This is a genomic window from Clostridium sp. DSM 8431 (genome assembly GCF_900116755.1).
Classification (GTDB): Bacteria; Bacillota; Clostridia; order Clostridiales; family Clostridiaceae; genus Clostridium.
In genome coordinates this window covers 1-23,682 of the sequence record NZ_FPBY01000039.1, presented here as the reverse complement: position 1 = coordinate 23,682, position 23,682 = coordinate 1, and the positions used below count along the sequence as shown (strand labels likewise).

At 28.2% G+C, this 23,682-nt stretch carries 23 protein-coding genes and 1 other annotated feature; of the genes, 18 read left to right on the top strand and 5 right to left on the bottom strand.

The window, feature by feature from the left end:
• Positions 1-364: 364 nt before the first annotated feature.
• Positions 365-1,225: an AraC family transcriptional regulator gene (locus BM384_RS05800; RefSeq protein ID WP_090012002.1), complete on the bottom strand. Its 861-nt coding sequence runs from the start codon at positions 1,223-1,225 to the stop codon at positions 365-367.
• A gap of 234 nt (positions 1,226-1,459) precedes the next feature.
• Here BM384_RS05800 and BM384_RS05795 point away from each other — a divergent pair, with 234 nt between their 5' ends.
• The 10 genes from BM384_RS05795 (at position 1,460) to BM384_RS05755 (ending at position 10,845) form a co-directional block, all read left to right on the top strand.
• Positions 1,460-2,263: a gluconate 5-dehydrogenase gene (locus tag BM384_RS05795; RefSeq protein ID WP_090012000.1), complete on the top strand. Its 804-nt coding sequence runs from the start codon at positions 1,460-1,462 to the stop codon at positions 2,261-2,263.
• Between the two features lie 14 nt (positions 2,264-2,277).
• Positions 2,278-2,916 (top strand): RpiB/LacA/LacB family sugar-phosphate isomerase, encoded by a 639-nt coding sequence (locus tag BM384_RS05790; RefSeq protein WP_090011998.1) that lies wholly within the window; start codon positions 2,278-2,280, stop codon positions 2,914-2,916.
• A 127-nt stretch (positions 2,917-3,043) separates the two neighbouring features.
• Positions 3,044-3,721, top strand: a complete 678-nt coding sequence (locus BM384_RS05785) for a hypothetical protein (RefSeq protein ID WP_090011996.1) — start codon at positions 3,044-3,046, stop codon at positions 3,719-3,721.
• A gap of 298 nt (positions 3,722-4,019) precedes the next feature.
• Positions 4,020-5,081: an AEC family transporter gene (locus BM384_RS05780; RefSeq protein ID WP_090011994.1), complete on the top strand. Its 1,062-nt coding sequence runs from the start codon at positions 4,020-4,022 to the stop codon at positions 5,079-5,081.
• A gap of 32 nt (positions 5,082-5,113) precedes the next feature.
• On the top strand, positions 5,114-6,112 hold the full coding sequence (locus tag BM384_RS05775) for a 2-hydroxyacid dehydrogenase (protein ID WP_090011992.1): 999 nt from the start codon (positions 5,114-5,116) through the stop codon (positions 6,110-6,112).
• Positions 6,113-6,205: 93 nt separating this feature from the next.
• A complete protein-coding gene (locus BM384_RS05770; protein ID WP_090011990.1) occupies positions 6,206-7,759 on the top strand; it encodes a sensor histidine kinase in 1,554 nt (517 codons plus the stop codon).
• Positions 7,756-8,433 (top strand): response regulator, encoded by a 678-nt coding sequence (locus BM384_RS05765; protein ID WP_090011988.1) that lies wholly within the window; start codon positions 7,756-7,758, stop codon positions 8,431-8,433. The genes BM384_RS05770 and BM384_RS05765 overlap by 4 nt, the downstream gene beginning before the upstream one ends.
• An 87-nt stretch (positions 8,434-8,520) precedes the next feature.
• The gene (locus tag BM384_RS17280) at positions 8,521-8,679 is read left to right on the top strand and encodes a hypothetical protein (RefSeq protein WP_139232053.1); all 159 of its coding nucleotides are present in this window, start codon (positions 8,521-8,523) and stop codon (positions 8,677-8,679) included.
• 264 nt (positions 8,680-8,943) lie between these two features.
• Positions 8,944-10,209 carry a C40 family peptidase gene (locus BM384_RS05760; RefSeq protein WP_090011986.1) on the top strand — a complete coding sequence of 422 codons (1,266 nt, stop codon included), beginning with the start codon at positions 8,944-8,946 and terminating at the stop codon, positions 10,207-10,209.
• A gap of 198 nt (positions 10,210-10,407) precedes the next feature.
• Entirely contained in the window at positions 10,408-10,845 is a 438-nt protein-coding gene (locus BM384_RS05755) for a PilZ domain-containing protein (RefSeq protein WP_090011984.1), read from the top strand.
• A 50-nt stretch (positions 10,846-10,895) separates the two neighbouring features.
• On the opposite strand, the gene BM384_RS05750 is transcribed toward BM384_RS05755, so the two are convergent.
• A complete protein-coding gene (locus tag BM384_RS05750) occupies positions 10,896-11,585 on the bottom strand; it encodes a DUF4956 domain-containing protein (protein ID WP_090011982.1) in 690 nt (229 codons plus the stop codon).
• Positions 11,579-12,322, bottom strand: coding sequence for a polyphosphate polymerase domain-containing protein (locus tag BM384_RS05745; protein ID WP_090011980.1), 744 nt, complete (start codon positions 12,320-12,322; stop codon positions 11,579-11,581). The genes BM384_RS05750 and BM384_RS05745 overlap by 7 nt, the downstream gene beginning before the upstream one ends.
• Before the next feature lie 154 nt (positions 12,323-12,476).
• On the opposite strand from BM384_RS05745, the gene BM384_RS05740 reads away from it, so the two are divergent.
• From BM384_RS05740 to BM384_RS05710, 7 genes are all read left to right on the top strand, one after another.
• Positions 12,477-14,246 carry a methyl-accepting chemotaxis protein gene (locus BM384_RS05740; protein WP_090011978.1) on the top strand — a complete coding sequence of 590 codons (1,770 nt, stop codon included), beginning with the start codon at positions 12,477-12,479 and terminating at the stop codon, positions 14,244-14,246.
• Positions 14,247-14,316: 70 nt separating this feature from the next.
• Positions 14,317-14,558, top strand: a binding site (T-box leader).
• Positions 14,559-14,615: 57 nt separating this feature from the next.
• Positions 14,616-15,641 (top strand): tryptophan--tRNA ligase, encoded by a 1,026-nt coding sequence (gene trpS / locus BM384_RS05735; RefSeq protein WP_090011976.1) that lies wholly within the window; start codon positions 14,616-14,618, stop codon positions 15,639-15,641.
• Between the two features lie 356 nt (positions 15,642-15,997).
• Complete coding sequence (locus BM384_RS05730; protein WP_090011974.1) at positions 15,998-16,825, top strand: BglG family transcription antiterminator LicT; 828 nt, start codon at positions 15,998-16,000, stop codon at positions 16,823-16,825.
• A gap of 129 nt (positions 16,826-16,954) precedes the next feature.
• Positions 16,955-18,805 (top strand): beta-glucoside-specific PTS transporter subunit IIABC, encoded by a 1,851-nt coding sequence (locus BM384_RS05725; protein WP_090011972.1) that lies wholly within the window; start codon positions 16,955-16,957, stop codon positions 18,803-18,805.
• 27 nt (positions 18,806-18,832) lie between these two features.
• The gene (locus BM384_RS05720) at positions 18,833-20,254 is read left to right on the top strand and encodes a glycoside hydrolase family 1 protein (protein WP_090011969.1); all 1,422 of its coding nucleotides are present in this window, start codon (positions 18,833-18,835) and stop codon (positions 20,252-20,254) included.
• 108 nt (positions 20,255-20,362) lie between these two features.
• Complete coding sequence (locus BM384_RS05715; protein WP_090011966.1) at positions 20,363-20,659, top strand: hypothetical protein; 297 nt, start codon at positions 20,363-20,365, stop codon at positions 20,657-20,659.
• Between the two features lie 115 nt (positions 20,660-20,774).
• The gene (locus BM384_RS05710) at positions 20,775-21,113 is read left to right on the top strand and encodes a P-II family nitrogen regulator (protein WP_090011964.1); all 339 of its coding nucleotides are present in this window, start codon (positions 20,775-20,777) and stop codon (positions 21,111-21,113) included.
• Between the two features lie 55 nt (positions 21,114-21,168).
• On the opposite strand, the gene BM384_RS05705 is transcribed toward BM384_RS05710, so the two are convergent.
• Both BM384_RS05705 and BM384_RS05700 read right to left on the bottom strand, forming a co-directional pair.
• The gene (locus BM384_RS05705; RefSeq protein WP_090011956.1) at positions 21,169-21,609 is read right to left on the bottom strand and encodes a threonine/serine exporter family protein; all 441 of its coding nucleotides are present in this window, start codon (positions 21,607-21,609) and stop codon (positions 21,169-21,171) included.
• Positions 21,609-22,373: a threonine/serine exporter family protein gene (locus tag BM384_RS05700; protein ID WP_090011954.1), complete on the bottom strand. Its 765-nt coding sequence runs from the start codon at positions 22,371-22,373 to the stop codon at positions 21,609-21,611. The genes BM384_RS05705 and BM384_RS05700 overlap by 1 nt, the downstream gene beginning before the upstream one ends.
• A gap of 258 nt (positions 22,374-22,631) precedes the next feature.
• Here BM384_RS05700 and BM384_RS05695 point away from each other — a divergent pair, with 258 nt between their 5' ends.
• Positions 22,632-23,537, top strand: a complete 906-nt coding sequence (locus BM384_RS05695; protein WP_090011952.1) for a chemotaxis protein — start codon at positions 22,632-22,634, stop codon at positions 23,535-23,537.
• Positions 23,538-23,682: the final 145 nt, after the last annotated feature.

Genomic DNA, 23,682 nt, shown 5'->3' with positions numbered 1-23,682 from the left:
GAAGAATAGCAAAAGAAGGAATCTAGTGATTGATTCCTTCTTTTTAACGTTAACGCATAAGGAAAATATAAAATTTTTTTGATGTTAAGCACTGATTTTGACTGGCTTTCTCATATGTAAGATGTTCAATGCGTTAAAAATAAAAATATAGTGCCGCAAAAGAACCAAAAAGCAAAATAATTAAATTGTATTTTAATATGAAATTATTTTACTTTTAGAACCTTTTGCATGGCAAAACAAAGCTGCTTCCTGCGCTGAAAAGCGTGGCGTCAGCCACTTTGTTCATCTATAAGAAAATATAGAACTTCTTTAATAGCGAGCACTGATTGTTACAGGCTTTTTGCTATGCAGTTATTTCAATTTTTTAGCTTATGCTAAATTGAGAATATTTTTTTGGTGAAATACCAACTGCTTTTTTAAAAGTTTTTAAGAAGTTGCTATAGTCATTAAAACCACATTTCTCACAAACATCATTAACATTTAAACCATCAGATAGCATAGATTTTGCTATGGATATTCTTCTTGCAGAAAGATATTTATTTATAGTTGTACCAGTAGCAGATTTAAATATTCTACATATGTATGACTTACTTAAGAAAAAGTGATTTGCTAAATATTCAATTGTTATATCATCTGTTATATTTTGATTTATATATTTAAGTATTTGTTCAACTTGTTCATTATATTGATATGTAGTATGTTTTTGAATTGGACTATTATTAGAAATATATAATTTATTAATTGAAGTCATAAGTTCTAAAAATGTAGCATATTCAATCATATCACTGCCAAAACCTTCAGCTGTAGTAATTTTATTTATAAAATATAAGAATCTATTTTGTTGCTCTTTATCTAAAGATACTTTGTGACAGAATTGTTCATTTCTATCAGAGAAACATAAAGCTAAATTAGTTTCCTTTGAAGAAATAGATTTTAAAAATTCAGGATAAATAGAAATCACTATTCTTTCATGAATTATTTTATCAAGTTTGGATATATAGTGACTTTCAAATTCGTTTATTACAAATATATCACCAGGATTTATATCATAGAATTTATTATCTATTAGAAATTGTCTACCTCCAGATATTGAATAATATATCTCATAACAGTCATGTATATGCATGTTCATTGGTTTTTCTTCATTGTACAAATGTGCTATTGAAAAGTATTTGTCATCAATGCATTTTTTTATTGAAGAATTACAAGATGTTTGCTCTTTCATGTTTCCCCTTCTTTCTTATGTAAAAAAATTATTATCATATATACAAGTGTGTAATCGATTTATGTAAAAATAAATAATTAATGTGTATATATGGAATGCTACTATATAATTATAAATAAATTGTTCAATATTTGCAATATTTAAGAAAAAATAAAACAGGAATTGGAGAATATGAACTGGTATACTAGAGTCATAAAGTAAATAAATAGGAAAAAAGATTGGGAGGATTTTATTATGGATTTCATGAAGAAGTTTTCACTAGAAGGAAAAATAGCTCTAGTAACTGGAGCATCTTATGGTATAGGATTTGCAATCGCTACATCATATGCTAAAGCTGGAGCAACTATAGTATTTAATGATATAAAACAAGAATTAGTTGATAAAGGTATAGCAGCATATGCTGAATTAGGAATAAAGGCACATGGTTATGTATGTGACGTTACAGATGAAGATGCTGTTCAAGCTTTCGTAAAAAAGGTAGAAGAAGAAGTTGGAATAATAGATATACTAGTTAACAATGCTGGAATTATTAAACGTATTCCAATGTTAGAAATGTCAGCAAAAGACTTTAGACAAGTTATAGATGTAGATTTAAATGCTCCATTCATCGTTTCAAAGGCAGTAATTCCAGGAATGATTAAAAAAGGTCACGGAAAAATAATAAACATCTGTTCAATGATGAGTGAATTAGGAAGAGAAACAGTTTCTGCTTATGCAGCAGCTAAGGGTGGATTAAAGATGTTAACTAGAAACATCTGTTCAGAATATGGTGAATACAACATTCAATGTAATGGTATTGGACCTGGATACATAGCTACTCCACAAACTGCACCACTTAGAGAAGTTCAAGCAGATGGTTCAAGACATCCATTTGATCAATTTATCGTAGCTAAGACTCCAGCAGCTAGATGGGGAACTGCAGAAGACTTAATGGGACCTGCTGTATTCTTAGCATCTGATGCATCTGACTTCGTAAATGGTCATGTATTATATGTTGATGGTGGTATATTAGCTTACATTGGTAAACAACCACAATAGGAGGCAGTTAGTCTATGAAAATAGCATTAATTAATGAAAATAGCCAAGCTGCTAAGAACTCTTTAATTTGTGATACTTTAAAGAAGGTTGTAGAGCCAAAAGGTTATGAAGTTTTTAACTATGAAATGTACTCAGCTGAAGATGATGCTAGTCTTACATATGTTCAAAATGGTATTCTTGCAGCAATACTATTAAATTCAGGAGCTGCAGATTATGTAGTAACTGGATGTGGTACTGGTGAAGGTGCAATGCTTGCATTAAATTCATTCCCAGGGGTACTATGTGGTCACATTGTAGATCCTTCAGATGCATATATGTTTGCACAAATAAATGATGGTAATGCAGTTGCAATTCCATTTGCAAAAGGATTTGGATGGGGAGCAGAATTAAATCTTGAGTATATGTTTGAAAAACTATTCTCTGGAAAGAGTGGACAAGGATATCCAAAAGAAAGAGTTGTTCCTGAACAAAGAAACAAGAAAATATTAGATGAAGTTAAGAAGATAACTCATAATGATATGATTACAATATTAAATAATATTGATCAAGATCTTTTAAAGGGAGCAATTGCTGGACCTAAGTTCAAAGAATATTTCTTTGATAACTGCAAATGCGACAAGATGAAAGAGTACATTACTAATCTTTTAGGTTAGTTAATGATATATGTTAGAACTGTTCTTGGTATGATTTTTTAATCATATTAAGGCAGTTCTTCTTTTATATACATAAGAATAAAATTCTGTAATTAGGAAATTAATAATATGGAAGATGGTGAGGAACATGAATTATAAAATAATATATAATGATAAAAATATTGAATTTACAAACAGCTGCTTAGCTCTAGCTTTTTCAGGAGATACAGATAAAAATTTTTATAGAGTAGATAATGATATAGTTGAAGTATGTTATTTAGATATTAATAACATTAATGAGAGTAGAGACTTGAAAGATAAGTATAAGACAATATTCATATTAATAAATTTTATTAAAAGTGATGAAGTTGAAAAGATATACAGTTTGCTTAATTATAATAATGTAATTGTAGCTTCAATAAATAAAGATAGCAGTATCATTAAAGATGATAAAGTAATAAGCTTAAAAGGTTTTAATAAAAAGATTAGCATAGAAGCACTTATAAAGATGTTTTCAAACAAAGAGATTTTAATGAAAATAAAGAATAGAGAAGTTTCATCTTCCATAGTTATAGGTAATGAATCTATGGAAAACCATATAGAAAAAATACTTGAGAATTTAATTCGTAATTTTACACATATAGAAAATTATAAAGAATATATAATGTATCTTTGTGCTAATGAGGAGTTTAATATTGCGGAAGTAGCATATCTAGAAGATTTAATGAATGAATATTTATATAAGGCTGATAAAATTAAGATTCAGCAGTTTAAAAATGGTGAAATAAAAGACAATGTTCTTTATTCTATTTTAGCAATTAAATAAAAAAGATAGATATTTTAAGATGAATTCTTATTTTGAAAAGATATTCTTTTTTAGGAGTGTTAAAAAATATATATAATATGATGAATAGTAAATTAACGATGACTAAAGTGTTCAAAACCAGATAATATAAGGAAAATACTTTACTTTGAAAAATATTTTTTTGCTTAAATAAGTTAAAAAAATATTTTTTTTATTTAAAAAAATTGTTGAATAATGTCACTTAGTATAAAATAAGATTGTCCCGTTAGGGAAAAAATTTTGTAGGAATGTTAAAAAATAAACAAAGGAGAAGATCACGGTGTTTGAAATAATTAAAAAGACATTAACAGACAACTCAATAGTAGGTGCAATTTTTTCATCAATTTCAATTATTTTATTAGGATTTTATATAAGAAAAAAAGAAATCATAAATTCAACTGCATCTAAAATGTTAACAAAAGTGGTACTTACAGTTTCATTACCAGCCTTAGCATTTACATCATTTATGAAAGACATAAATGGAAAGCAATTACAAGAAGGTATGGGTATTTTAATTTGGGGATTTGCAATTTATATCTTATTAATTCCAATTACTAAGATAATGTTTGCAAAAGTAAAAGGTGATAAGCAAGATGTATATAGAGTATTAGTTATATTTGGTTCTACTACATTCTTTAGTACACCAATAGTAACAGCTGTATATGGTTCAGATGGAACAATGTTATCAAATATATTTAATATAGCATATAGAGTTTTCCTATATTCTTACGCATTCATAAAAATGTCTGGTGTAAAAATGGATAGAGAAAACTTTAAGAAGAATATGAAACAAATATTCTTAAACCCAATTATATTAGCAACATTTATAGGATTATTAATATGGTTATTCCAAGATAGCCTTCCACAAGTTGCGGTTACAGTTAAGGGTGAAGTTAAGAACTATGCATTCTTAAGAATCGATCAAACAGTGCCATGGTTATACAAACCACTTGATTACTTAAAAGCATTAGCATCACCACTTGCATGGTTAGCAATCGGAGCAACTTTAGCTGAAGTTCCATTTAAGAAAGCTGTAGCACAAAAGGATGCTTGGACTTATAGTTTAATAAAAGTTGTTTGTGTACCAGTAATCAACTTTATATTATTACTAGTAGTTTATAAACTTGGTATAATTCCAGTTTCATTCGTAGGAATGGCAACAACAGTATTAATGATGGCAGCTCCAACAGCAACAGTTGCAGCAGCTTACGCTATAAGCTACGACAGAGAAGCATTATTTACATCTAACTGTTCATTATTATCAACAGTAGTAGCTGTAGCAGCAATGCCAATATGGATTGTAGTGTTAGAAGTAATCAAAAATATAGGATTATTTGCATAGATTATTTCACATAAACAAAGGAGGAAAGTGTTATGGTTAAATTAGTTTGTTATGGAGTTAGAAAAACAGAAGTTAAGTACTTTAAAGAAATTAACAAAAAATTTGGGTATGACTTAAAGTTAATAGAAGATTATTTAAATGAAGATAATGCAGATGAAGCATTAGGTGCAGAAGCAATAATGGTTAGAGGAAACTGCATATGTAACAGAGAAAACTTAACTAAGTGGAAGGAAAATGGATTAAAGGTTCTATTAACTAGAACAGTAGGTTTTGATCACATTGACTTAGATGTAGTTAAAGAATTAGGAATTCCATGTGCAAGAGTTCCAGGTTATTCTCCAAATGCTATTGCAGAATTAGCAGTAACTTTAGCAATGATGTTATTAAGGCATACAGCTTATGCAGTAGATAGAACAAGCAAGAAGAATTTCTTAGTTGACCCATTTATGTTTAGTAAAGAAATAAGAAATTGTACAGTTGGTATAATTGGAGCTGGTAGAATAGGTTTAACAGCAGCTAAGTTATTTAAAGGATTAGGTGCTAGAGTGGTTGCTTATGATGTATTCCAGAGCGATGCTGCTAAAGAGGTAGTTGAATTTATGGAATTAGATCAGTTATTAGCTGAATCAGATGTTATATCAATGCATATGCCATACATAAAGGGATCAAATGATCACATGATAAATAAAGACCTTATAGCAAAAATGAAAGATGGAGCTATACTAGTTAACACTGGTAGAGGTGAAGTTCAAGATGCTAATGACATAATGGATGCTATTGAAAGCGGAAAATTAGGTGGATTTGGTACAGACGTTATCGAATATGAAAGTGATTTATTCTTCCAAGATTTAAGTGGACAAGAATTAAAACAAAAAATGCACCAAAGAATAGTAGATCTTTATCCAAAGGTTCTAATAACTCCTCATATTGGTTCATACACAGATGAAGCACTATGTAATATGATAGAATATTCTTATGAAAATTTAAGAGATATATTAGAAGATAAAGAATGCAAAAATAGATTAGCATAATTAAATAAATATAAGGCATATTATTAAGGTAACCTTAGTAATATGCCTTATTTTTATGTTATATTTTATTATTAGAGGTGATTTATTATACAAATGAAGAAGAGTTTTAAAACCCAAATTACTGTTTCAGCATTAATAGTTACTATAATTCCTCTTGTTTTATCCTATTCATTAGCCTTAAATATAAAGCTTAAAGATAATGAAGATAGAATAAAAAATACTTTGCAAGAGGTAACAACTATTATATGTAGAAATTCATTAATTCAAAATAATTTATTTAATAAAAATGAGAATGAAGAAATTCAAAATTATACTAAGGATGTTATTGAGGCATTTGATGATATAGATATAATAGTTATATCTGATATGACAGGAAAAAAATACTCACATTTAGATGAAACTCAGATAGGAGATATTTTTATTGGAGAAGACAAATATAATGTTTTAAATAATGGAAGTTCCTATTTTTCTTTGAAAGAAGGTTCTATGGGGAAAACCCTTAGATGGTTTCAGCCGATATATTATGTAGATACACAAGTTGGCTTTGTAATGATGGGTAAGTACTATAAGGATATGCGTATTTTAAATGAGAAAGTAAAGCTTGTATACTTACTTTTATTTATTATTTGTTTAAGTATATCATGGGTAGGAGCAACTAGATTTGCAATGAAGGTAAAAGAAGCAATGCTTGGAATGGAACCAGATGAAATTACAAAATTATATAAAGAAAAAAATATTCTTATAGATAGTGTTAAAGATGGAATAATAGCTATAAATAAAGATGGTGAAGTTAGTGAAATAAATAAAATATGTTTTGAAATGTTTGATAACTTTAATTATGAAGAAGTTAGGGATAAACTAGATATATTTATTAGATGTAGACTTGATGTTGAAATGAAAGAGTTTATTATTGATAATAAAAAGATTTTTGTTACAGTTAAGCATATTATGAATGATAAAAAATATTTAGGAGTAATTATAACATTAACTGATAAAAATAATATTAATAAGATAGCAAAAGAGATTACTGGAATTGATGAAGTAGTTAAAAATCTAAGGGCTAGTGCTCATGAATATAAAAATAATTTATATGTACTTTTAGGATTATTACAATTAAAAGAGTATGATGAAGCAACTAACTATATTTTAAAGCTTGAAGAAATGCAGAAAAATAGTAGTATAAAATTTGCGGATATAAAAGATTCTTATGTACGTGCTCTTTTAATAAGTAGAGAAGCAGCTGCAAAGGAAAAGAAAATTAAGTTGTCTATGACAGAAGAATCATTTTTAGAAGAGAATCATGGTATAATAAGTTCGTTTGATATTATCACTATATTAGGTAATTTACTTGAAAATGCTTTTGATGCTTGTTCAGATATTGATTTAAGAGATAAAAGAGTTGAAATATCTTTATTTGAAGATGATGATGTAGTTGAGATGCAAGTTAGAGATAATGGTATAAAGATGGATTCATCTTTAAAAAATAAAATTTTTGAAGAGGGAGTATCGTCAAAAGCAGAAGGAAGAGGAATAGGTCTTTTTCTAATTAAGAGCAGAGTAGATCTATATAATGGGAATATAGAAATAGAAGAATTTGAGAACGAAAAAATATTTGTAGTTACGATATATAAAGGGAGAAAAAAATGATAAAAGTACTAATAGTTGAAGATGACCCTATGGTGGCATTAATAAATAGAAAATATTTAGAAGAGATAGGGAATGTAGAAATAGTAGATACAGTAATGTATGAAGAAGAAGTTCTAAAAGTATTAAATAGTAAGAATGTAGACTTAATTCTTTTAGATGTTTATCTTCCAGGTAAAAGTGGAATTGAAATATTAAGTGATTTAAGAAAACAAAATTATTATCAGGATGTAATTATGATAACAGCAGCTAATAGTTCAGAAGAAATTGATAAGGTATTTGCCTATGGTGTTGTAGATTATTTAATAAAACCTTTTGATTTTAATAGGTTTAAAGAAGCTATTAATAAATTTAATCATAAAAAAAGTATTATTGAAAATAATGATAAAATAACACAGGATGATTTAGACCGTATGTTAAAAAGTACTGTGGAAAAAGAAAAAATTACTTTGCCAAAAGGGCTTAATAAAAGGACTTTTGATAAGGTAATAGAATATTTATCAATGAATAGCAATGAAGATTTTACTCTTAGAGAAATAGCAAGAGAATTAAAAATAAGTAATGTAACAATAAAAAAATATATGGATTACTTAGAAAGTATAGATAAAGTTGTTGTAGAAATTGAATATGGTAATATAGGAAGACCTGAACTAAAATATCATTATAAGAATTTATAAAATACTAGGCTCCATCTAAAGAAAAATATGTTATAATATGAAATATAGACTAAATAACATATTTTTTGTAAAAAAGGGGAGATTCGTATGACATTTGAAAAAAATAAGTTCATTGGTTTTTTGGGATTATTATCATTAGTAGGACTTAAGGGGTTTATAACAGGAAATTACTTATGGTTCATATTTTTTATCAATTTAGCATGGTTTACATTTTTTTATGAAAATAGTGTGATTTATAAAAAGTAAAATTTAATACATAAAAGATAAGAGAGAGCGTAAGAAAATCCATAAGCTCTTTCTTATTTTATAGAATTCCATGGTAAATTGAGAATTATAAAGGAAATGGAAGAAAGAATACTTATAGCTTATTTATATATTTTATATTATATAGTAGTTGAATTATAATAAAAATATTGTGGAAATACTTATTTGTAAATTAAATACTTAAATGATATAATATAACTAAATTCACTAGATGAAAGGAGGAGTGGTCAGAGAAGACCGTTTTTAATGAAGAAAAGAGTAATATCAACTATAATAGCAGTTACATTATTAACTACAGCTACTTTACCAGTTATTAATGTAAAAGCTACGCCAGATTCAAATCAAGTAGTAGAATTTGATAAGAATACTCAGAATAAATATTCTGAAATTGAGGGTAGATATAATGAATTGACACAAAAAGTAGAGGAATTAGATGACCAAATAAGCACTCTAATTGCTGAAATAAATGATAATAATCGCAAAATAGAAAACGTTAACAAAGAAATAGATAATACTAACAAAGAAATTGAACAAAAGAAGGAAGATATAGCAGAGCAAGAGACTGTGCTAGGAAAGAGATTAAGAGAATTATATAAATCTGGAGGGCAAGGAAAGTATATTTCTTTATTATTCTCTGCAGAAAGTTTTTCAGACTTAATATCAAAAGTTCAGGATGCAGCTAAGATAGTTAGCTTAGATCAAAAGGTAGTTAATGAATTGACTGATAGTAAGAAAAAACTTGATGATAGTGTAGATTCTCTTCAAAGTAAGGTTAAAGAGATTAGAAATTTAAATGATGAAATACAAGAACAAAAATCTGATCTTGGAAGTAAGAAAGAAGAGCAACAAGCAGTAGCTCAAGAGGTAAAGGCTGAAAAAGATAAGTTTGAAAGTGAAAACTTAGTTCCAATGGAAAAATCAATTATTGAACCTTGGACTATGCAAGCTACCGATAGTAGTAAATCTTTAGATGAAATTAAAAATGCACTGCAAGTTGTTCAAAATTTAAAATCACAGATAAAAAGTTCTGAAGTAAGTGCTGAAGCTGATGATACAATTAAGAAATCTAATGATATAATTGCCCAAAAAGAAGCTGAAAAAGCTGCTGCAGCTTCTGCTACGCAGAATTCAAAACAAGTAAAGGCTGATATAAATACAAGTGTAGTAGCATCAGGTAATGCTCAAAATTTAATTGACTATGCCATGAGATTTATTGGTGTTGATTATGTATGGGGAGGAACAACTCCAAGTGGGTTTGATTGTTCAGGATTTACTCAATATGTTTTCAGTAACGCAGCTGGAAAGAGGATAGGTAGAACAACATATGATCAAGTTACAAGTGGAGTAGAAGTTTCTTTTTCAAATCTACAACCTGGAGATTTAATTTTTCCAAGTGACCATCATGTAGGTATATATGTTGGTAATGGTCAAATGATACATGCACCTCATACAGGAGCAAAGGTAACTGTAGCACCATTATATGGTTTCTGGAGAGCAAGAAGAATATTATAATTAAGTCAAAAAAATAGGGGATATTAAGGACTGATTTCTTAGAGAAGTTGGTCCTTTTTTTGACAAAGTGATAATTTAAGATAGTTATTTAAATTACAATAATAAATATTTTTAGATATTCTATGAAAAGTGTGTAAAATTTGTTATAATCAAAAATGATAGTGGGTTACAATTTATTAATGAGGTGGGTGAATTAAGTTGCCTAATGAAGTAGAGAATAGAAGAGCTTTTTTTAGAATTAATTTAGATATTCCTATGTGCGGACAACTAACAATTTTAGAAGTTAACGGAGTTGAAATACGTAAAGGTTTTACTAGTATTTGCATTGAGGATATAGGGGCAGGAGGAGTTAGATTTAAATCTAAGCTTGATATACCCAAAACAGATACAGCAAGATTGGGAGTTAAATTTAAACTATATGATAAAGAATATTTACTTCCAGCATCTGTAGTATGGAAAGCAGATGTAGATGGTAAATTTAAAAGATACGGATGTAAGTTCGAAATTTTAGATTCAGAAAAGGAACATTATTTGGGGATATTTAATAGATTTTCTATATCATGTGCCAAGAGGGATCACCAATCTTATAACGAATGCAATAAAAGTAAATGTGCATTAAAACAAGAGAAAAAATAATATATTTATAAATAGAGCCTTGATATATAGTATATCAAGGCTTCAATACTTTAATTGTATATTTTTTCATTAAATCCTGCTAATGTAATAGCAATATTAAGGTTTCCATTTCTGGTTCTTAATTCATCAATAAACTTTTTTTGATTACTATTAGGATCAAGAATAAGCTGATAATTTAATTCAAAAAGAGAACCGAAATCTCTTGTCTTAATTTTTTGTAAGTACCAGCTATTACAGTAATTTTCTAATATATCATCGAATACGTCATCGTAATTTAAATCTTCAGGAATAGTTATTTTTAATTGAACAACCTTACCTTTTTGCTTACCAAAATTAATTTTGTTTAGTAATACTAGCAATAAACATATAATTACAGTAAATAATATAGCATAACCTACATAGCCCATACCACAAGCCAAACCAACAGCTAAAGTAAAGAATACATATGAAATATCTTTAGGATCTCCAGGAGCACTTCTAAAACGAATAATAGAAAATGCACCAGCTAAGCTAAATGCCCTAGCAACGTTATTTCCTACTAACAGTATAATTATTGAAATTATTACTGGAAGCATTACAAGAGTTAAAGCAAAACCATTACTGTAGCCCTCTTTTTTCTGATTTTCCATATATACTATGCTTATAATTAGTCCCAGTACTATTGAAGTAAATATTATTATTAAAGTATTAGTTAATGTAAATGATTCCCCGTTTGTAGATGATATTAAACTTTCTAACATGCTTCTTTTCTTCCATATTTTTTATTCTCTTTGCAATAATCCATAAATTCATTTCCGTATTTAGAAAAATGAGTAGTATAAATTGATAAGTCCGAAAGAATATTACTAAACCATAAAGGCATAGCACCTAAAATTTTAACTTCCATTAAAAATTTTTCAGGACCTAATAAGTCTCTTCCAAAACTTCCTGCTTCTAAGGAAAGTTTTTCGCGTCTAACTTGAATAGAGTTATCAAAAGTCAATCGAAAATCTTTATTGTCTTTTGCAAAGAATGCATTTCGACTATAACTTATATATACCTTAGGATAGACTGTATTATTGCTTAGATAATATTCAAGCTCATTAAAGATTTGCTTTGTAACATAATCAATATTTTCTGGTCTTTTTCTTGTTTCTAAAAATTCATAAGCTTGCCCCAAAGTTATGACAACTCTTCTTTTTGTAACAATTCCATTTATTTTTTTCTTTAGTTCAAGAAAGACTTCGTCATCTAAAGAGGTTGGTATTTTATAACTTCTAAGTCTCAATTTTTCCTTATAATAAGGTTTTGATATAGAATGGCGAATTACATCATTGTTATTAGTATCATAATATATGTTGTAAATGTTGTAGTTTCGTCCATTCCTACAATGTTTATCAGGTTCCATGAATTCTAAAATTCTAGGAATAAACTTATCATATTGTTCTTTTGTTAAAATAAATTTTTTTTCATAACGCTTAAAAGATTTGATAGCCATATAAGTAATCCTTTCTTTTCTAAAAATTTAATATTCATATTTCTATGGTGTAATTATATATTTTAAAGCTTAAACAAAACTTAAGTTGTTAAATTTGTAGTGAATTTGTGTTAAAATATAATTAATATGGAATAAAAAGGAAGGGAAGTCAAAGATGAAAAAATTAAAAACAAAATTTATACGTCTTAATATTGTGATTGTAATAGCTGTAGCTATAGCAACAGGGAGCCTCAGTGTTATTTTTCTGAATAAAAATAATAAGAATACTATGACTAATTATGAAGAAGCGTTAAAAGATGGTTATGATAATGTTATAAAGTATCAAGTTGAGAATGTAATTTCATTATTAAATGGAATATATAATAAGCAGATAAATGGACAACTATCAGAGGATGAAGCAAAGGAAGAAGCAAAGAACTTAGTTAAGAGTTTGAGATATAATGAAGATGGTTATTTTTGTATCTATTCTACAGATGGAACCTTAATAGCGCATCCTATGTTTCCTGAACAAGAAGGGATATATAGATTAAATGAGGTGGATAAAAATGGAGTGAAGTTTATCCAGAATATTATTAAGATAGCAGCAATTGATAAAGGAGGCTTTACAGAATTTTATTATAGTAAACCAGGACAGGATGAAGCTGCTCCTAAACGTGTATATTCAGAACTTTTTAATCCTTATGGATGGGTTATTACTACAGGTAATTATATAGATGACATAGATGTTAAATTGGCAGAAAAAGAAAAAGACCTTAATGCTACTATTATGAATACCAATATTGGAATAGTTATTATTAGCTTTATATTAATGTCTATATCTACAGGTATAGCAGTTAAGTTTTCAGATAAGCTATTAAAACCAATAACAGGTATAAAGGACTTTGCTGAGAGATTAGCTAAGTATGATTTTTCAAAAGAACTTGAAATTAATGATGAAACTGAACTAGGAAAAACTGCAGAAGCTTTAAATTTGGCTCAAAGTAATATTAAAAAGTTAATAAAAAAGATAAGTGATTGTGTAGAAGATTTAACTTCATCAGCAGAAGATTTATCAAGATTAAGTACAGATGTTAATAATAAAGTTGATATTGTAAGTGATTTTACAAATGAAATAGTTAATAATATGAGTGATTCAAAACATTCAGTAGATGAAGTTCATGTTTGTATAAATGAAATTACTTCAAGTGTTAGTGATTTAGCATCTAAATCTACTGATAGCAGTGGAATATCTATTGATTTTAAAGAGAAATCACTAAAATTAAAAGAAAAAACTACGAGTGCATTAAATAATACAGAAGGTATATATAATGAAAAAGAGAAAAAAATATTAGAGTCTATTAAATATGGAGAAGTAGTAAAAGAAGTATCAGCTACAGTTGATGAGATATCAGATATTGCAGAGGAGACTAATATGCTTGCTTTAAATGCAGCTATTGAATCTGCAAGAGTAGGAGAAGCTGGAAGAGGTTTTGCTGTAGTATCTGAAGAGGTAAGACAGCTTGCAGAACAATCTTCATCATCAGCAGAGTCAATTCAAGAAACAGTAGCTAAAATTGAACATGCATTTATGAGTTTATCAAAGGATAGTAAAGAGATTCTAGATTTTATGAGCGAGGATGTTAAAAAGCAATTTAATGAATTTATTTTATCTGGTGAATATTATTATGAAAATGCAGAAAAAATAAGTTCTATATCAGAAGATATTGCTGCTATGTCTGAAGAACTTAGTGCATCAATGGAGGAAATAAATTCAATGATTTCAAGTATGGCTGAAAATACTGAAAAGTCAACAGATAACTCTTCTAAGATTTTAGTTAAAGTTAGAGAAACTTCTAATGCTATGGAAGAAGTCGCAGTAACAGCAGAGAAACAGAATGTGTTGGCAAAGGAATTAAATAAATTAATAAAAGATTTCAAGATATAATAAATACTTTTGAGTTAAATATTGACAACTAGGGGTGAAAAACTTAATATGATAATATAAGTTAATAAAGAATAATCTTGTGATAAGGAAGAGTAATTAAATTTATTTTCTACACAGAGAGTTAGGAGTATGCTGGAAACCTGACAGAAAAGATTTAATGAATGGGCCTTTGAAGAATAAAGAGAAATTATTAAAGAGTATCGGATATGGGGCTCGTGCACCTTATAGCATAGTTAGTATGTTAGTACTAAAACATAGAGAGGTATTTAAATACAATTTAGGTGGTACCGCGGATAAAACTCCGTCCTATTAAAATATAGGATGGAGTTTTTTGATGTCTATGAGAATAAAAAAGAGGAGTGGAAAAATATGGCAAAAGAAATTATATTAACAGGTGATAGACCAACAGGAAAATTACATATTGGGCATTATGTAGGTTCATTAAAAAATAGAGTTCAGCTTCAAAATTCAGGAGATTATAGAAGCTTTATAATGATAGCTGATCAGCAGGCTTTAACTGATAATGCAAGAAACCCAGAAAAGATTAGAAATAGTTTGATAGAGGTAGCCTTAGACTATTTGGCAGTAGGTATTGATCCATTAAAATCTACTATTTTAGTACAATCACAAATACCAGAATTAAATGAACTTACTATGCATTATTTAAATTTAGTTACTCTTTCAAGATTAGAGCGTAACCCTACAGTAAAGGCAGAAATAAAGCAAAAGAATTTTGAAAATAGTATTCCAACAGGATTTTTAATATATCCAGTAAGTCAGGCTGCTGATATCACTGCATTTAAGGCTACTACAGTGCCAGTTGGGGAAGATCAGCTTCCAATGATAGAGCAAGCAAGAGAAATAGTAAGAAGTTTTAACACTATATACGGAAAAGAAGTTTTAGTAGAACCAAAGGCTGTTATTCCAAAAGGAACTATTGGAAGACTTCCTGGAACAGATGGTAAGGCTAAAATGAGTAAATCTATAGGTAATGCTATCTATTTAGCTGATGAAGCAGATGTAATAAAACAAAAGGTAATGTCTATGTATACAGACCCTAATCATATAAAGGTAACAGATCCAGGGCAAGTTGAAGGAAATACTGTATTTACCTATTTAGATACCTTCTGCAAAGATACAGAAACATTAGAAGAAATGAAAGCTCATTATAGTAGAGGTGGTCTTGGAGATGTTAAGGTTAAAAAATTCTTAAATGAAATATTACAAGCAGAACTTGAACCTATTAGAAATAGAAGAAAGGAATTTCAAAAAGATATTCCTGAAGTTTATAGAATTTTAAAAGAAGGCAGTGAAAAGGCAAGAGAAGTGGCAGCAGGGACTTTAAAAGAAGTAAGAGAGACTATTGGTATAGAATATTTTAATAATATATTCTAAAAGGAAGTTTAATAAAAATTAGTCTTCATATTAAAGGATATGAAGACTAATTTTTTATGATTATTGATAGAGAGTCGAAAAAAATCAATATACGTAAATGTAAATTATTAAATTATTAATTTTAATTGTAATTTTTGATGGTTATATAAAAAACATAAAAAAAGTTGACATTGTGAATAAAATATAATACTATATACACATAGAAGTTAAACGGTTACATTGATTTCAGATTGTTACTGATTCGATCAGGCAAAACCTTAATTAATGAGATGGATTTATATATTATTTATCCGTATTATTAGTTGTTTTTTTTCTTTTGAAATACTTATAGACTGGGGGGATATAGTATTTATACCATAAAGAAAATTTTTAATAATAATTCAGTTTTAGCTTTAGATTCAGAAAAAAGAGAGATTGTCATTTTAGGATGTGGAATAGCATTTAAAAAGAAAGTAAATGACAAAGTTTCAGAAGATAACGTTGAAAAAACATTTATACTTAAACAAAAGGATGCTTCAGAAAAATTTAAATTATTGTTAGAAGATATTTCAGCAGAGTATATATCTCTATGTTATGACATAATAGAATATGCTAAAAATATTCTTGATAAAGAGCTTAATGATTACATATATGTAACCCTTACAGATCATATAAATTATGTTATTGAAGCTTGTAAACAGGGTATATCTAAACCCAATATATTAATATGGGAAATAAAAAAATTCTATCCAAAAGAATTTGCCGTTGGATTAAAAGCTATAGAGTTTATTGAAGATGAATTAGGGTACAAGCTTCACGAAGATGAAGCTGGAAATATCGCACTTCATCTAATAAATGCTCAAGTTAATGAAAAATCTGATACAGTTGAAGATGTATATAATATTACAAAGAAGATAAATGATATTCTTAATATAGTTAAATATACATACAATCTTGAATTAGATGAAAAAACTTTAAATTATGAAAGATTTATAACTCATCTAAGATTCTTCTTTAAACGACTTGAAAGAAAAGAAATTACAGAATCTGAAGATAACTTCTTATTAGAACAAGTAAAAAATAAATATACAGATGCTTATGAATGTATGCTTAAGATTGAAAAATACTTGGGTCAGGAATTAAGTAATGAAGAACAGTTATATTTAATGTTACATATTCAACGTGTAACAACAAGAGAAAAGTAAAAAATAGGATTGTTACTGATAATGCAGGCAAGACCGTAAAATTTAGAGGAAATTTATATTATAAATTTTGCTTTAAATATTATGTGTCTTGCCTTTTTATATTAATCATTCTACGAGGAGAGATGAACTATGAAATATGAACAATTAGCTAAAGACATATTAAAAAATGTCGGTGGCAAAGAAAACGTTAACAGCTTAACACATTGCATTACTAGATTAAGATTTAAATTAAAAGATGAAGGTAAAGCAAATACAGATATATTAAAAAATATGGATGGAGTAGTTACCGTAGTTAAAAGCGGTGGACAATATCAAGTAGTTATAGGAAATCATGTTCCAGACGTATTTGCAGCAGTTAATGCTGTAGGGGGACTTCAAGGAGCTTCAGAAGAAGATGAAACTGAAGAAAAGATGAATCCTTTAAATAAATTTATAGATATTGTTTCTGGTGTATTCCAACCAATACTTGGAGTTTTATGTGCTACAGGTATGATTAAAGGTTTAAATGCAGTATTAGTTGCAGCAGGAGTTTTAGCTAGTACAGATTCTACTTACATAATACTAAATGCTATTGGTGATTGTTTATTTAACTTCTTCCCAATATTCCTAGGTTTTACAGCAGCTAAAAAGTTTAAGTTAAACCAATTTACAGGTATGGCAGTTGGAGCAGCTATGGTTTATCCAGCAATAACTTCATTTGCAGGTCAAACAGTTGATTTCTTTGGTATTCCAGTAGTAATGCCTTCAAGCAGTTATCAATCAACAGTTATTCCTATAATACTAGCTATATATATAGCATCAAAGGTTGAAAAATTATTTAAGAAGATTATACCTGATATGGTTAAAACATTCTTAGTTCCATTTGCAACATTACTAGTAGTAGTTCCAGTTACTTTTATGGCAATAGGTCCCATATCAACTATAGCAGCTAACGCTTTAGGAGATTTAACATTAGCAATTTATAACTTTAATCCAACAATCGCAGGTTTATTTATTGGTGGATTCTGGCAAGTATTCGTTATGTTTGGTTTACACTGGGGATTAGTTCCAATAGCAATGAACAACTTAGCAGTAATTGGTTATGATCCGGTTTTAGCAACTTCAGTTGCAGTATGTTTCGCTCAAACAGGTGTTGTAATGGCAATACTTGCAAAAACTAAAGATAAAAAGTTAAAGTCACTATGTATTCCAGCAATTATTTCAGGATTCTTTGGAGTTACAGAACCAGCTATCTACGGTATTACATTACCAAGAAAGAAACCATTTATATTAAGCTGTATTGCTGCAGGTGTTACTGGTGGAATCATAGGATTCTTTGAAAGTAAAGGTTATTCAATGGGTGGTCTTGGAATATTTGCTCTTCCAAGCTATATAAATCCAGAAGGAATTGATAGAGGTTTCTATGGTATGGTAATAGCTATGGTAGCTGGTATAGTAGTAGGATTCATATTAATGTTTGTAACTAAACTTAATGATGAAGAAGAAGTAAAGACAACAGAAAGTAAAAAAGAAGAATCATTAGTTAAACAAGAAGAAATAGTAAGCCCAATTCAAGGTGAAGTAGTTACTTTAGCAGAAGTTAAAGATGAAGCATTCTCATCAGGAGCTTTAGGAAAAGGTGTTGCAATCAACCCTATAGAAGGAAAAGTTTATGCACCAGCTGATGGAACATTAACAACTTTATTCCCATCACTACATGCACTTGGTATAACTACAGAAAATGGTGCAGAAATATTAATACACGTTGGTATGGACACTGTTCAATTAGAAGGAAAACACTTTACTGCAAAAGTTAAACAAGGTGATAAGATCAAAAAGGGACAATTATTAATAGAATTTGATAAAGAAGCAATAGAAAAAGCAGGGTATTCAACAATTACTCCAGTGCTAATTACAAATTCAGATCAATATTTAGATGTAATAGAAACTGATAAAAGAAAAGTAGATGTTAATTCAGAATTATTAACAGTAGTAATATAAGACAGTTAAAGAAAGGCGGAATTTAAAATGTCATTTGATTTAAGTTTTCCAAAAAGTTTTTTATGGGGAGGAGCTACAGCTGCAAACCAATTTGAGGGAGCGTATAATGAAGATGGAAAGGGCTTATCTATACAAGATATAGCACCAAAAGGAGTAATGGGACCTATAACAGAGGTCCCAACAGAAGATAATATGAAACTTATTGGGATAGATTTTTATCACAGATATAAAGAAGATATAAAGCTTTTTGCAGAAATGGGCTTTAAAACTTTTAGATTATCTATAGCTTGGTCAAGAATATTCCCAAATGGTGATGATGAGATACCTAATGAAAAAGGTTTGGAATTTTATGACAAAGTATTTGATGAACTTCAAAGGTATGGAATTGAACCACTAGTAACTTTATCTCACTATGAAACTCCACTTAATTTATCTAAGAAATATAATGGATGGGCAAATAGAGATCTTATAGGCTTCTATGAAAGATATGTAAGAACTGTATTCACTAGATATAAAGATAAGGTAAAATACTGGCTTACTTTTAATGAAATAAACTCAGCAATACATGCTCCATATATGAGTGCAGGAATTTGGACTGATAAGTCAGAATTAAGTAAACAAGATTTATATCAAGCAATGCATCATGAATTAGTTGCAAGCGCCTTAGCAGTAAAAATTGGACATGAAATTAACCCTGATTTTAAAATAGGATGTATGATTCTTGGAATTCCTGTATATCCATTAACACCACATCCTGATGATTTAATTGAAAAAATGAGAGTGGAAAGAGAAAGTCTATTCTTTGCAGATGTACATGCTAGAGGAAAATATCCAAGATATATGAATAGATTATTTAAGGAAAATAATATAGAAATAAAATGGCATGAAGATGATGCAGAGATTTTAAGTAATGTAGTAGATTTTATATCATTTAGCTATTACATGAGCTCATGTGCAACAGCAGATGAAGAAAAGAAGAAAGCAGGAGCTGGCAATTTATTAGCTGGAGTACCTAATCCATATTTAAAAGCATCTGAATGGGGATGGCAAATTGATCCTAAGGGACTTAGATTAATACTTAATGAATTATATGATAGATATGAAAAGCCATTATTTATAGTTGAAAATGGTCTTGGAGCTGTAGATGAACTTGTTACTGATGAAAATGGTAATAAAACAGTAAATGATGACTATAGAATTAAGTATTTAAATGACCATCTTGTTCAAGTAGCAGAAGCTATAGAAGATGGAGTTGAACTTATGGGATATACAACTTGGGGATGTATTGACTTAGTTTCAGCTTCAACAGCAGAACTGAAGAAGAGATATGGATTTATCTATGTTGATAGACATGATGATGGCTCAGGAACTTTAGAAAGATATAAAAAGAAGAGCTTTAATTGGTACAAAGAAGTAATTGCTACTAATGGAAAGAGCTTAGAAAGATAATTATTAATAAATATAGAAATGAATCTGAAAAGTTAAAAATTCAGATTCATTTCTTTTTGTGTTTAGAAAAGATATAAAGATGAAATAATTAGAAACTAGGAGGGATTTATGGATATAGAAAAAGTTATAAAATTTATAGATAAAAGTATAGATGAAAAAGAAAATTATAATGAGCTTATTATAAAGGAATTAATTAAAGATAAGAATGGGTTAATTCCTCTTTTAGTTAAAATTGATATATTTTATTTTTTGTATATACTCAAAGTTTTAGATGAAGTGATTTTAATACTATATAGTAAAGATTTTATAAGTGAGTTTAAAAGAAAAATATACATAAGGTATGATAAACTTTCAAATATAAATGTAAATAACCATGAAACAATAAAAGATAAATGTAATAATTAATATATAAAGGTTTTTGTAATGATTTGAAAATATAACTAAGTTAAATCATATAAATAAGCTATAATATAAAGTAAGAAAATTAAATAAGATTTATGGGATTAGGAAGTGTATCGTTATGAAGAAAATTGAAGCTGTAATACGTCCGGAAAAACTTGAAGAATTAAAGGATGCTTTAAAAAAAGGCAATATAAACGGAATTACTGTAGATCAAGTAATGGGATGTGGTCAGCAACATGGATGGACTGAACATTATAGAGGAAGCGAAATCATGGTGAACTTTTTACCTAAGGTTGAAGTAAAGGTTATAGTTGATGACTCAAAGGTGCAAGAGGTCATAAATTTAATTATTGATACAGTAAAAACAGGGGAAGTTGGAGACGGAAAAATATTTGTTAGTGATGTTAGTGAATGCATAAGAATAAGGACAGGAGAAAAAGGATTAGATGCATTATAAAAGAATTTATTATTAAAAAATATTACTGGAAATTTAGTTTTCCAGTAATATTTTTTTAAAGTCTAAATTTTTTCTTTTTATACTTTTTGAAAGTTTTAAATAGTGCAGATATAAATATTATCCCAAGAGCTAGTGCACCAGCATTGTATAAAGTAGTAACTCCATAATCTATGGCACTAATATAATCTCCAACTAAGAAAGCATACATACATTTATATACCCCATATCCAGGAACAACAGGAATAAGAGCACACACACTTAATAAAGTTACAGGGGTATTAAATTTTCTTGCACAAATTTCACTATATAAACTAAAGGCTGCAGAACATAGAAACATGGCAAGGCTTTCAGGATAGTCAAAAGCTAGAATAAGTTTATAAACAAACCATCCAAGTGCTCCTCCTATTCCTGAAATATATAAGTATTTTCCTTTAATATTAAATAAAAAACCAAAACTCAAAGCTACAAAAAAAGCTGAAATAACTTCAATAAGCATTAAATAATTCCTCCAAGTTTTATATAAAAATTAAGTATTAAATAAGCTCCTACAGCTGTAGAAACTCCTATAAATAAAGCTTCACACGCTTTAGTAAGACCTGAGACAAGCTGACCTTCTAATATATCTCTTATAGAGTTAGTTAAAAGGAGCCCAGGAACAAGAAGCATTATACTTCCAGCAATTATTTTATCTAAAGAATTTATAAATCCAAGTTTTAAGAATATAACTGAACATAAAGTGACTATAGATCCACATAAACCATTAATAAAAAAATTATTTAGTTCTGTTTTGCTAAGAGTCGTTTCAATAAATTTAATTATTATTCCTATAAAGAATGAACAGATAAATTCATTTATATTACTTCCAAATAAAACAGTAAAAGTTGAAGTTGCTATTCCAGAGAAAAGCAGAGTTTTAAAAAAAGAGTAAGAATCATCTTTAATAATTTCTTTAAGAGCTTTTTCACAGTATTCCAAACTTGGCTTTTCTACACTTATTTTTCTTGAAAGAGAATTTATTTTATGAACTCTATTTAAATTTACACCTCTTTTAGAGATTCTTTTTACCACAGTATGAATTTTTCCATTGTCTATTATAGAAACAATTACTGCAGTAGTAGAGGCAAAGGCTTCTACATTTTCTATTTGGAAGGAATTGCAGATTATACTTATGGTATCTTCAACCCTATATATTTCAGCTCCACTTTCTAACATATATTTACCAGCATTAGATGCAAAGTTTAATAGTCTATCAATATTCATTTAAAACAGCCTTTCAATAATTTAGTATTTTCAATAAAACATTAAATTTTCATAATAATTACATATATAATGTTACAATAAAACAAGAAGCTTGTCTAAAAAAATATTACTTTTTTTAAATATGAATACTTAAAAAATTAATTTACAATAAAATAGGGGAAAAAATATGAAAAAATAATTCTTAAATATGTTATATTAATATTGTGAAAAACTTTAGTTGTTGAGAAAAAGTAAATTTTAATTAGGGGTTGAAAGACTATGAGAGAGAAGAATGAGATATTATTAGAATCAGGTACAGGTGAGTTAGAGGTAATAGAATTTATTGCTAATGGATGTAAATATGCAATAAATGTTGTTAAGGTAAAAGAAGTTATTGCAATGCCTGAAAAATTAACAAAGTTACCAGATGTAAGTGAAGATATAGCTGGTCTTATATTATGTAGAGATGAAATACTTACATTAGTAGATTTAAAACATGTATTAACAAAGAGACCAACTAAGAATATAGGATCAAATGTTATAGTTTGTGAATTTAATAAGGTAAAAGTAGCATTTAATATTGATGATGTACTTGGAGTTCATCGTATTAAATGGGAAGATATAAGAAAGCCAGATGATTTAACTGAAGGGTCTTTAGCAGTTGGAAACATACTTATAGATGGTGAAGTTATATTGATGCTTGATTTCGAAAAAATTGTTACAGATATTAGTCCAAGCTGTGGAATAAGTGAAGATAGACTTGTTTTAGTAGAATATAAAGACAGATCAAATATTAAATTAGTACTTGCAGATGATTCAGCTTTAATAAGAAGATTATTAAATGATACTCTTACAAAGGCAGGATTTAAAAATTTAAGGGTGTTTGATGATGGAAAACAAGCATTTGATTACTTAGAAAAAATAGCAGAAGAAAAAGGTGAAAACTTTATAGAAGATGCTCAAATGCTTATAACAGATATAGAAATGCCTCAAATGGATGGGTTAACACTTACAAGAAAAGTTAAGGAACATAATATATTAAAGAACATACCAGTAGTAATATTCTCATCATTAATTACAGATGAGTTAAGACATAAGGGTGAATCTGTAGGAGCAGATGCACAATTAAGTAAGCCTGAAGTTGAACAACTTATAGGAGTTGTAGACAAATTATTAAATAAGTAGAATTTATAAGGGGATGTAAAAAAACTCTCCTAAAAAGAAAATCGCTGTAGGCATTAAACTTACAGCGATTTTTTGGTAAAATTAAATTATGATACCAAATAATTTTACTAATAATAATTTTATAACAAAACAATTAAAATTACCA

What these genes read in the sequence shown, in the direction of transcription:
- BM384_RS05775 (WP_090011992.1), top strand. Translation starts at nt 5,114, where the DNA reads ATGGTTAAATTAGTTTGTTATGGAGTTAGAAAAACAGAAGTTAAGTAC.
- BM384_RS05710 (WP_090011964.1), top strand. Translation starts at nt 20,775, where the DNA reads ATGAAGAAAATTGAAGCTGTAATACGTCCGGAAAAACTTGAAGAATTA.
- BM384_RS05795 (WP_090012000.1), top strand. Translation starts at nt 1,460, where the DNA reads ATGGATTTCATGAAGAAGTTTTCACTAGAAGGAAAAATAGCTCTAGTA.
- BM384_RS05740 (WP_090011978.1), top strand. Translation starts at nt 12,477, where the DNA reads ATGAAAAAATTAAAAACAAAATTTATACGTCTTAATATTGTGATTGTA.
- BM384_RS05760 (WP_090011986.1), top strand. Translation starts at nt 8,944, where the DNA reads ATGAAGAAAAGAGTAATATCAACTATAATAGCAGTTACATTATTAACT.
- BM384_RS05800 (WP_090012002.1), bottom strand. Translation starts at nt 1,225, where the DNA reads ATGAAAGAGCAAACATCTTGTAATTCTTCAATAAAAAAATGCATTGAT.
- BM384_RS05750 (WP_090011982.1), bottom strand. Translation starts at nt 11,585, where the DNA reads ATGTTAGAAAGTTTAATATCATCTACAAACGGGGAATCATTTACATTA.
- BM384_RS05790 (WP_090011998.1), top strand. Translation starts at nt 2,278, where the DNA reads ATGAAAATAGCATTAATTAATGAAAATAGCCAAGCTGCTAAGAACTCT.
- BM384_RS05705 (WP_090011956.1), bottom strand. Translation starts at nt 21,609, where the DNA reads ATGCTTATTGAAGTTATTTCAGCTTTTTTTGTAGCTTTGAGTTTTGGT.
- BM384_RS05715 (WP_090011966.1), top strand. Translation starts at nt 20,363, where the DNA reads ATGGATATAGAAAAAGTTATAAAATTTATAGATAAAAGTATAGATGAA.
- BM384_RS05695 (WP_090011952.1), top strand. Translation starts at nt 22,632, where the DNA reads ATGAGAGAGAAGAATGAGATATTATTAGAATCAGGTACAGGTGAGTTA.
- trpS (WP_090011976.1), top strand. Translation starts at nt 14,616, where the DNA reads ATGGCAAAAGAAATTATATTAACAGGTGATAGACCAACAGGAAAATTA.
- BM384_RS05765 (WP_090011988.1), top strand. Translation starts at nt 7,756, where the DNA reads ATGATAAAAGTACTAATAGTTGAAGATGACCCTATGGTGGCATTAATA.
- BM384_RS05700 (WP_090011954.1), bottom strand. Translation starts at nt 22,373, where the DNA reads ATGAATATTGATAGACTATTAAACTTTGCATCTAATGCTGGTAAATAT.
- BM384_RS17280 (WP_139232053.1), top strand. Translation starts at nt 8,521, where the DNA reads ATGACATTTGAAAAAAATAAGTTCATTGGTTTTTTGGGATTATTATCA.
- BM384_RS05745 (WP_090011980.1), bottom strand. Translation starts at nt 12,322, where the DNA reads ATGGCTATCAAATCTTTTAAGCGTTATGAAAAAAAATTTATTTTAACA.
- BM384_RS05725 (WP_090011972.1), top strand. Translation starts at nt 16,955, where the DNA reads ATGAAATATGAACAATTAGCTAAAGACATATTAAAAAATGTCGGTGGC.
- BM384_RS05770 (WP_090011990.1), top strand. Translation starts at nt 6,206, where the DNA reads ATGAAGAAGAGTTTTAAAACCCAAATTACTGTTTCAGCATTAATAGTT.
- BM384_RS05720 (WP_090011969.1), top strand. Translation starts at nt 18,833, where the DNA reads ATGTCATTTGATTTAAGTTTTCCAAAAAGTTTTTTATGGGGAGGAGCT.
- BM384_RS05785 (WP_090011996.1), top strand. Translation starts at nt 3,044, where the DNA reads ATGAATTATAAAATAATATATAATGATAAAAATATTGAATTTACAAAC.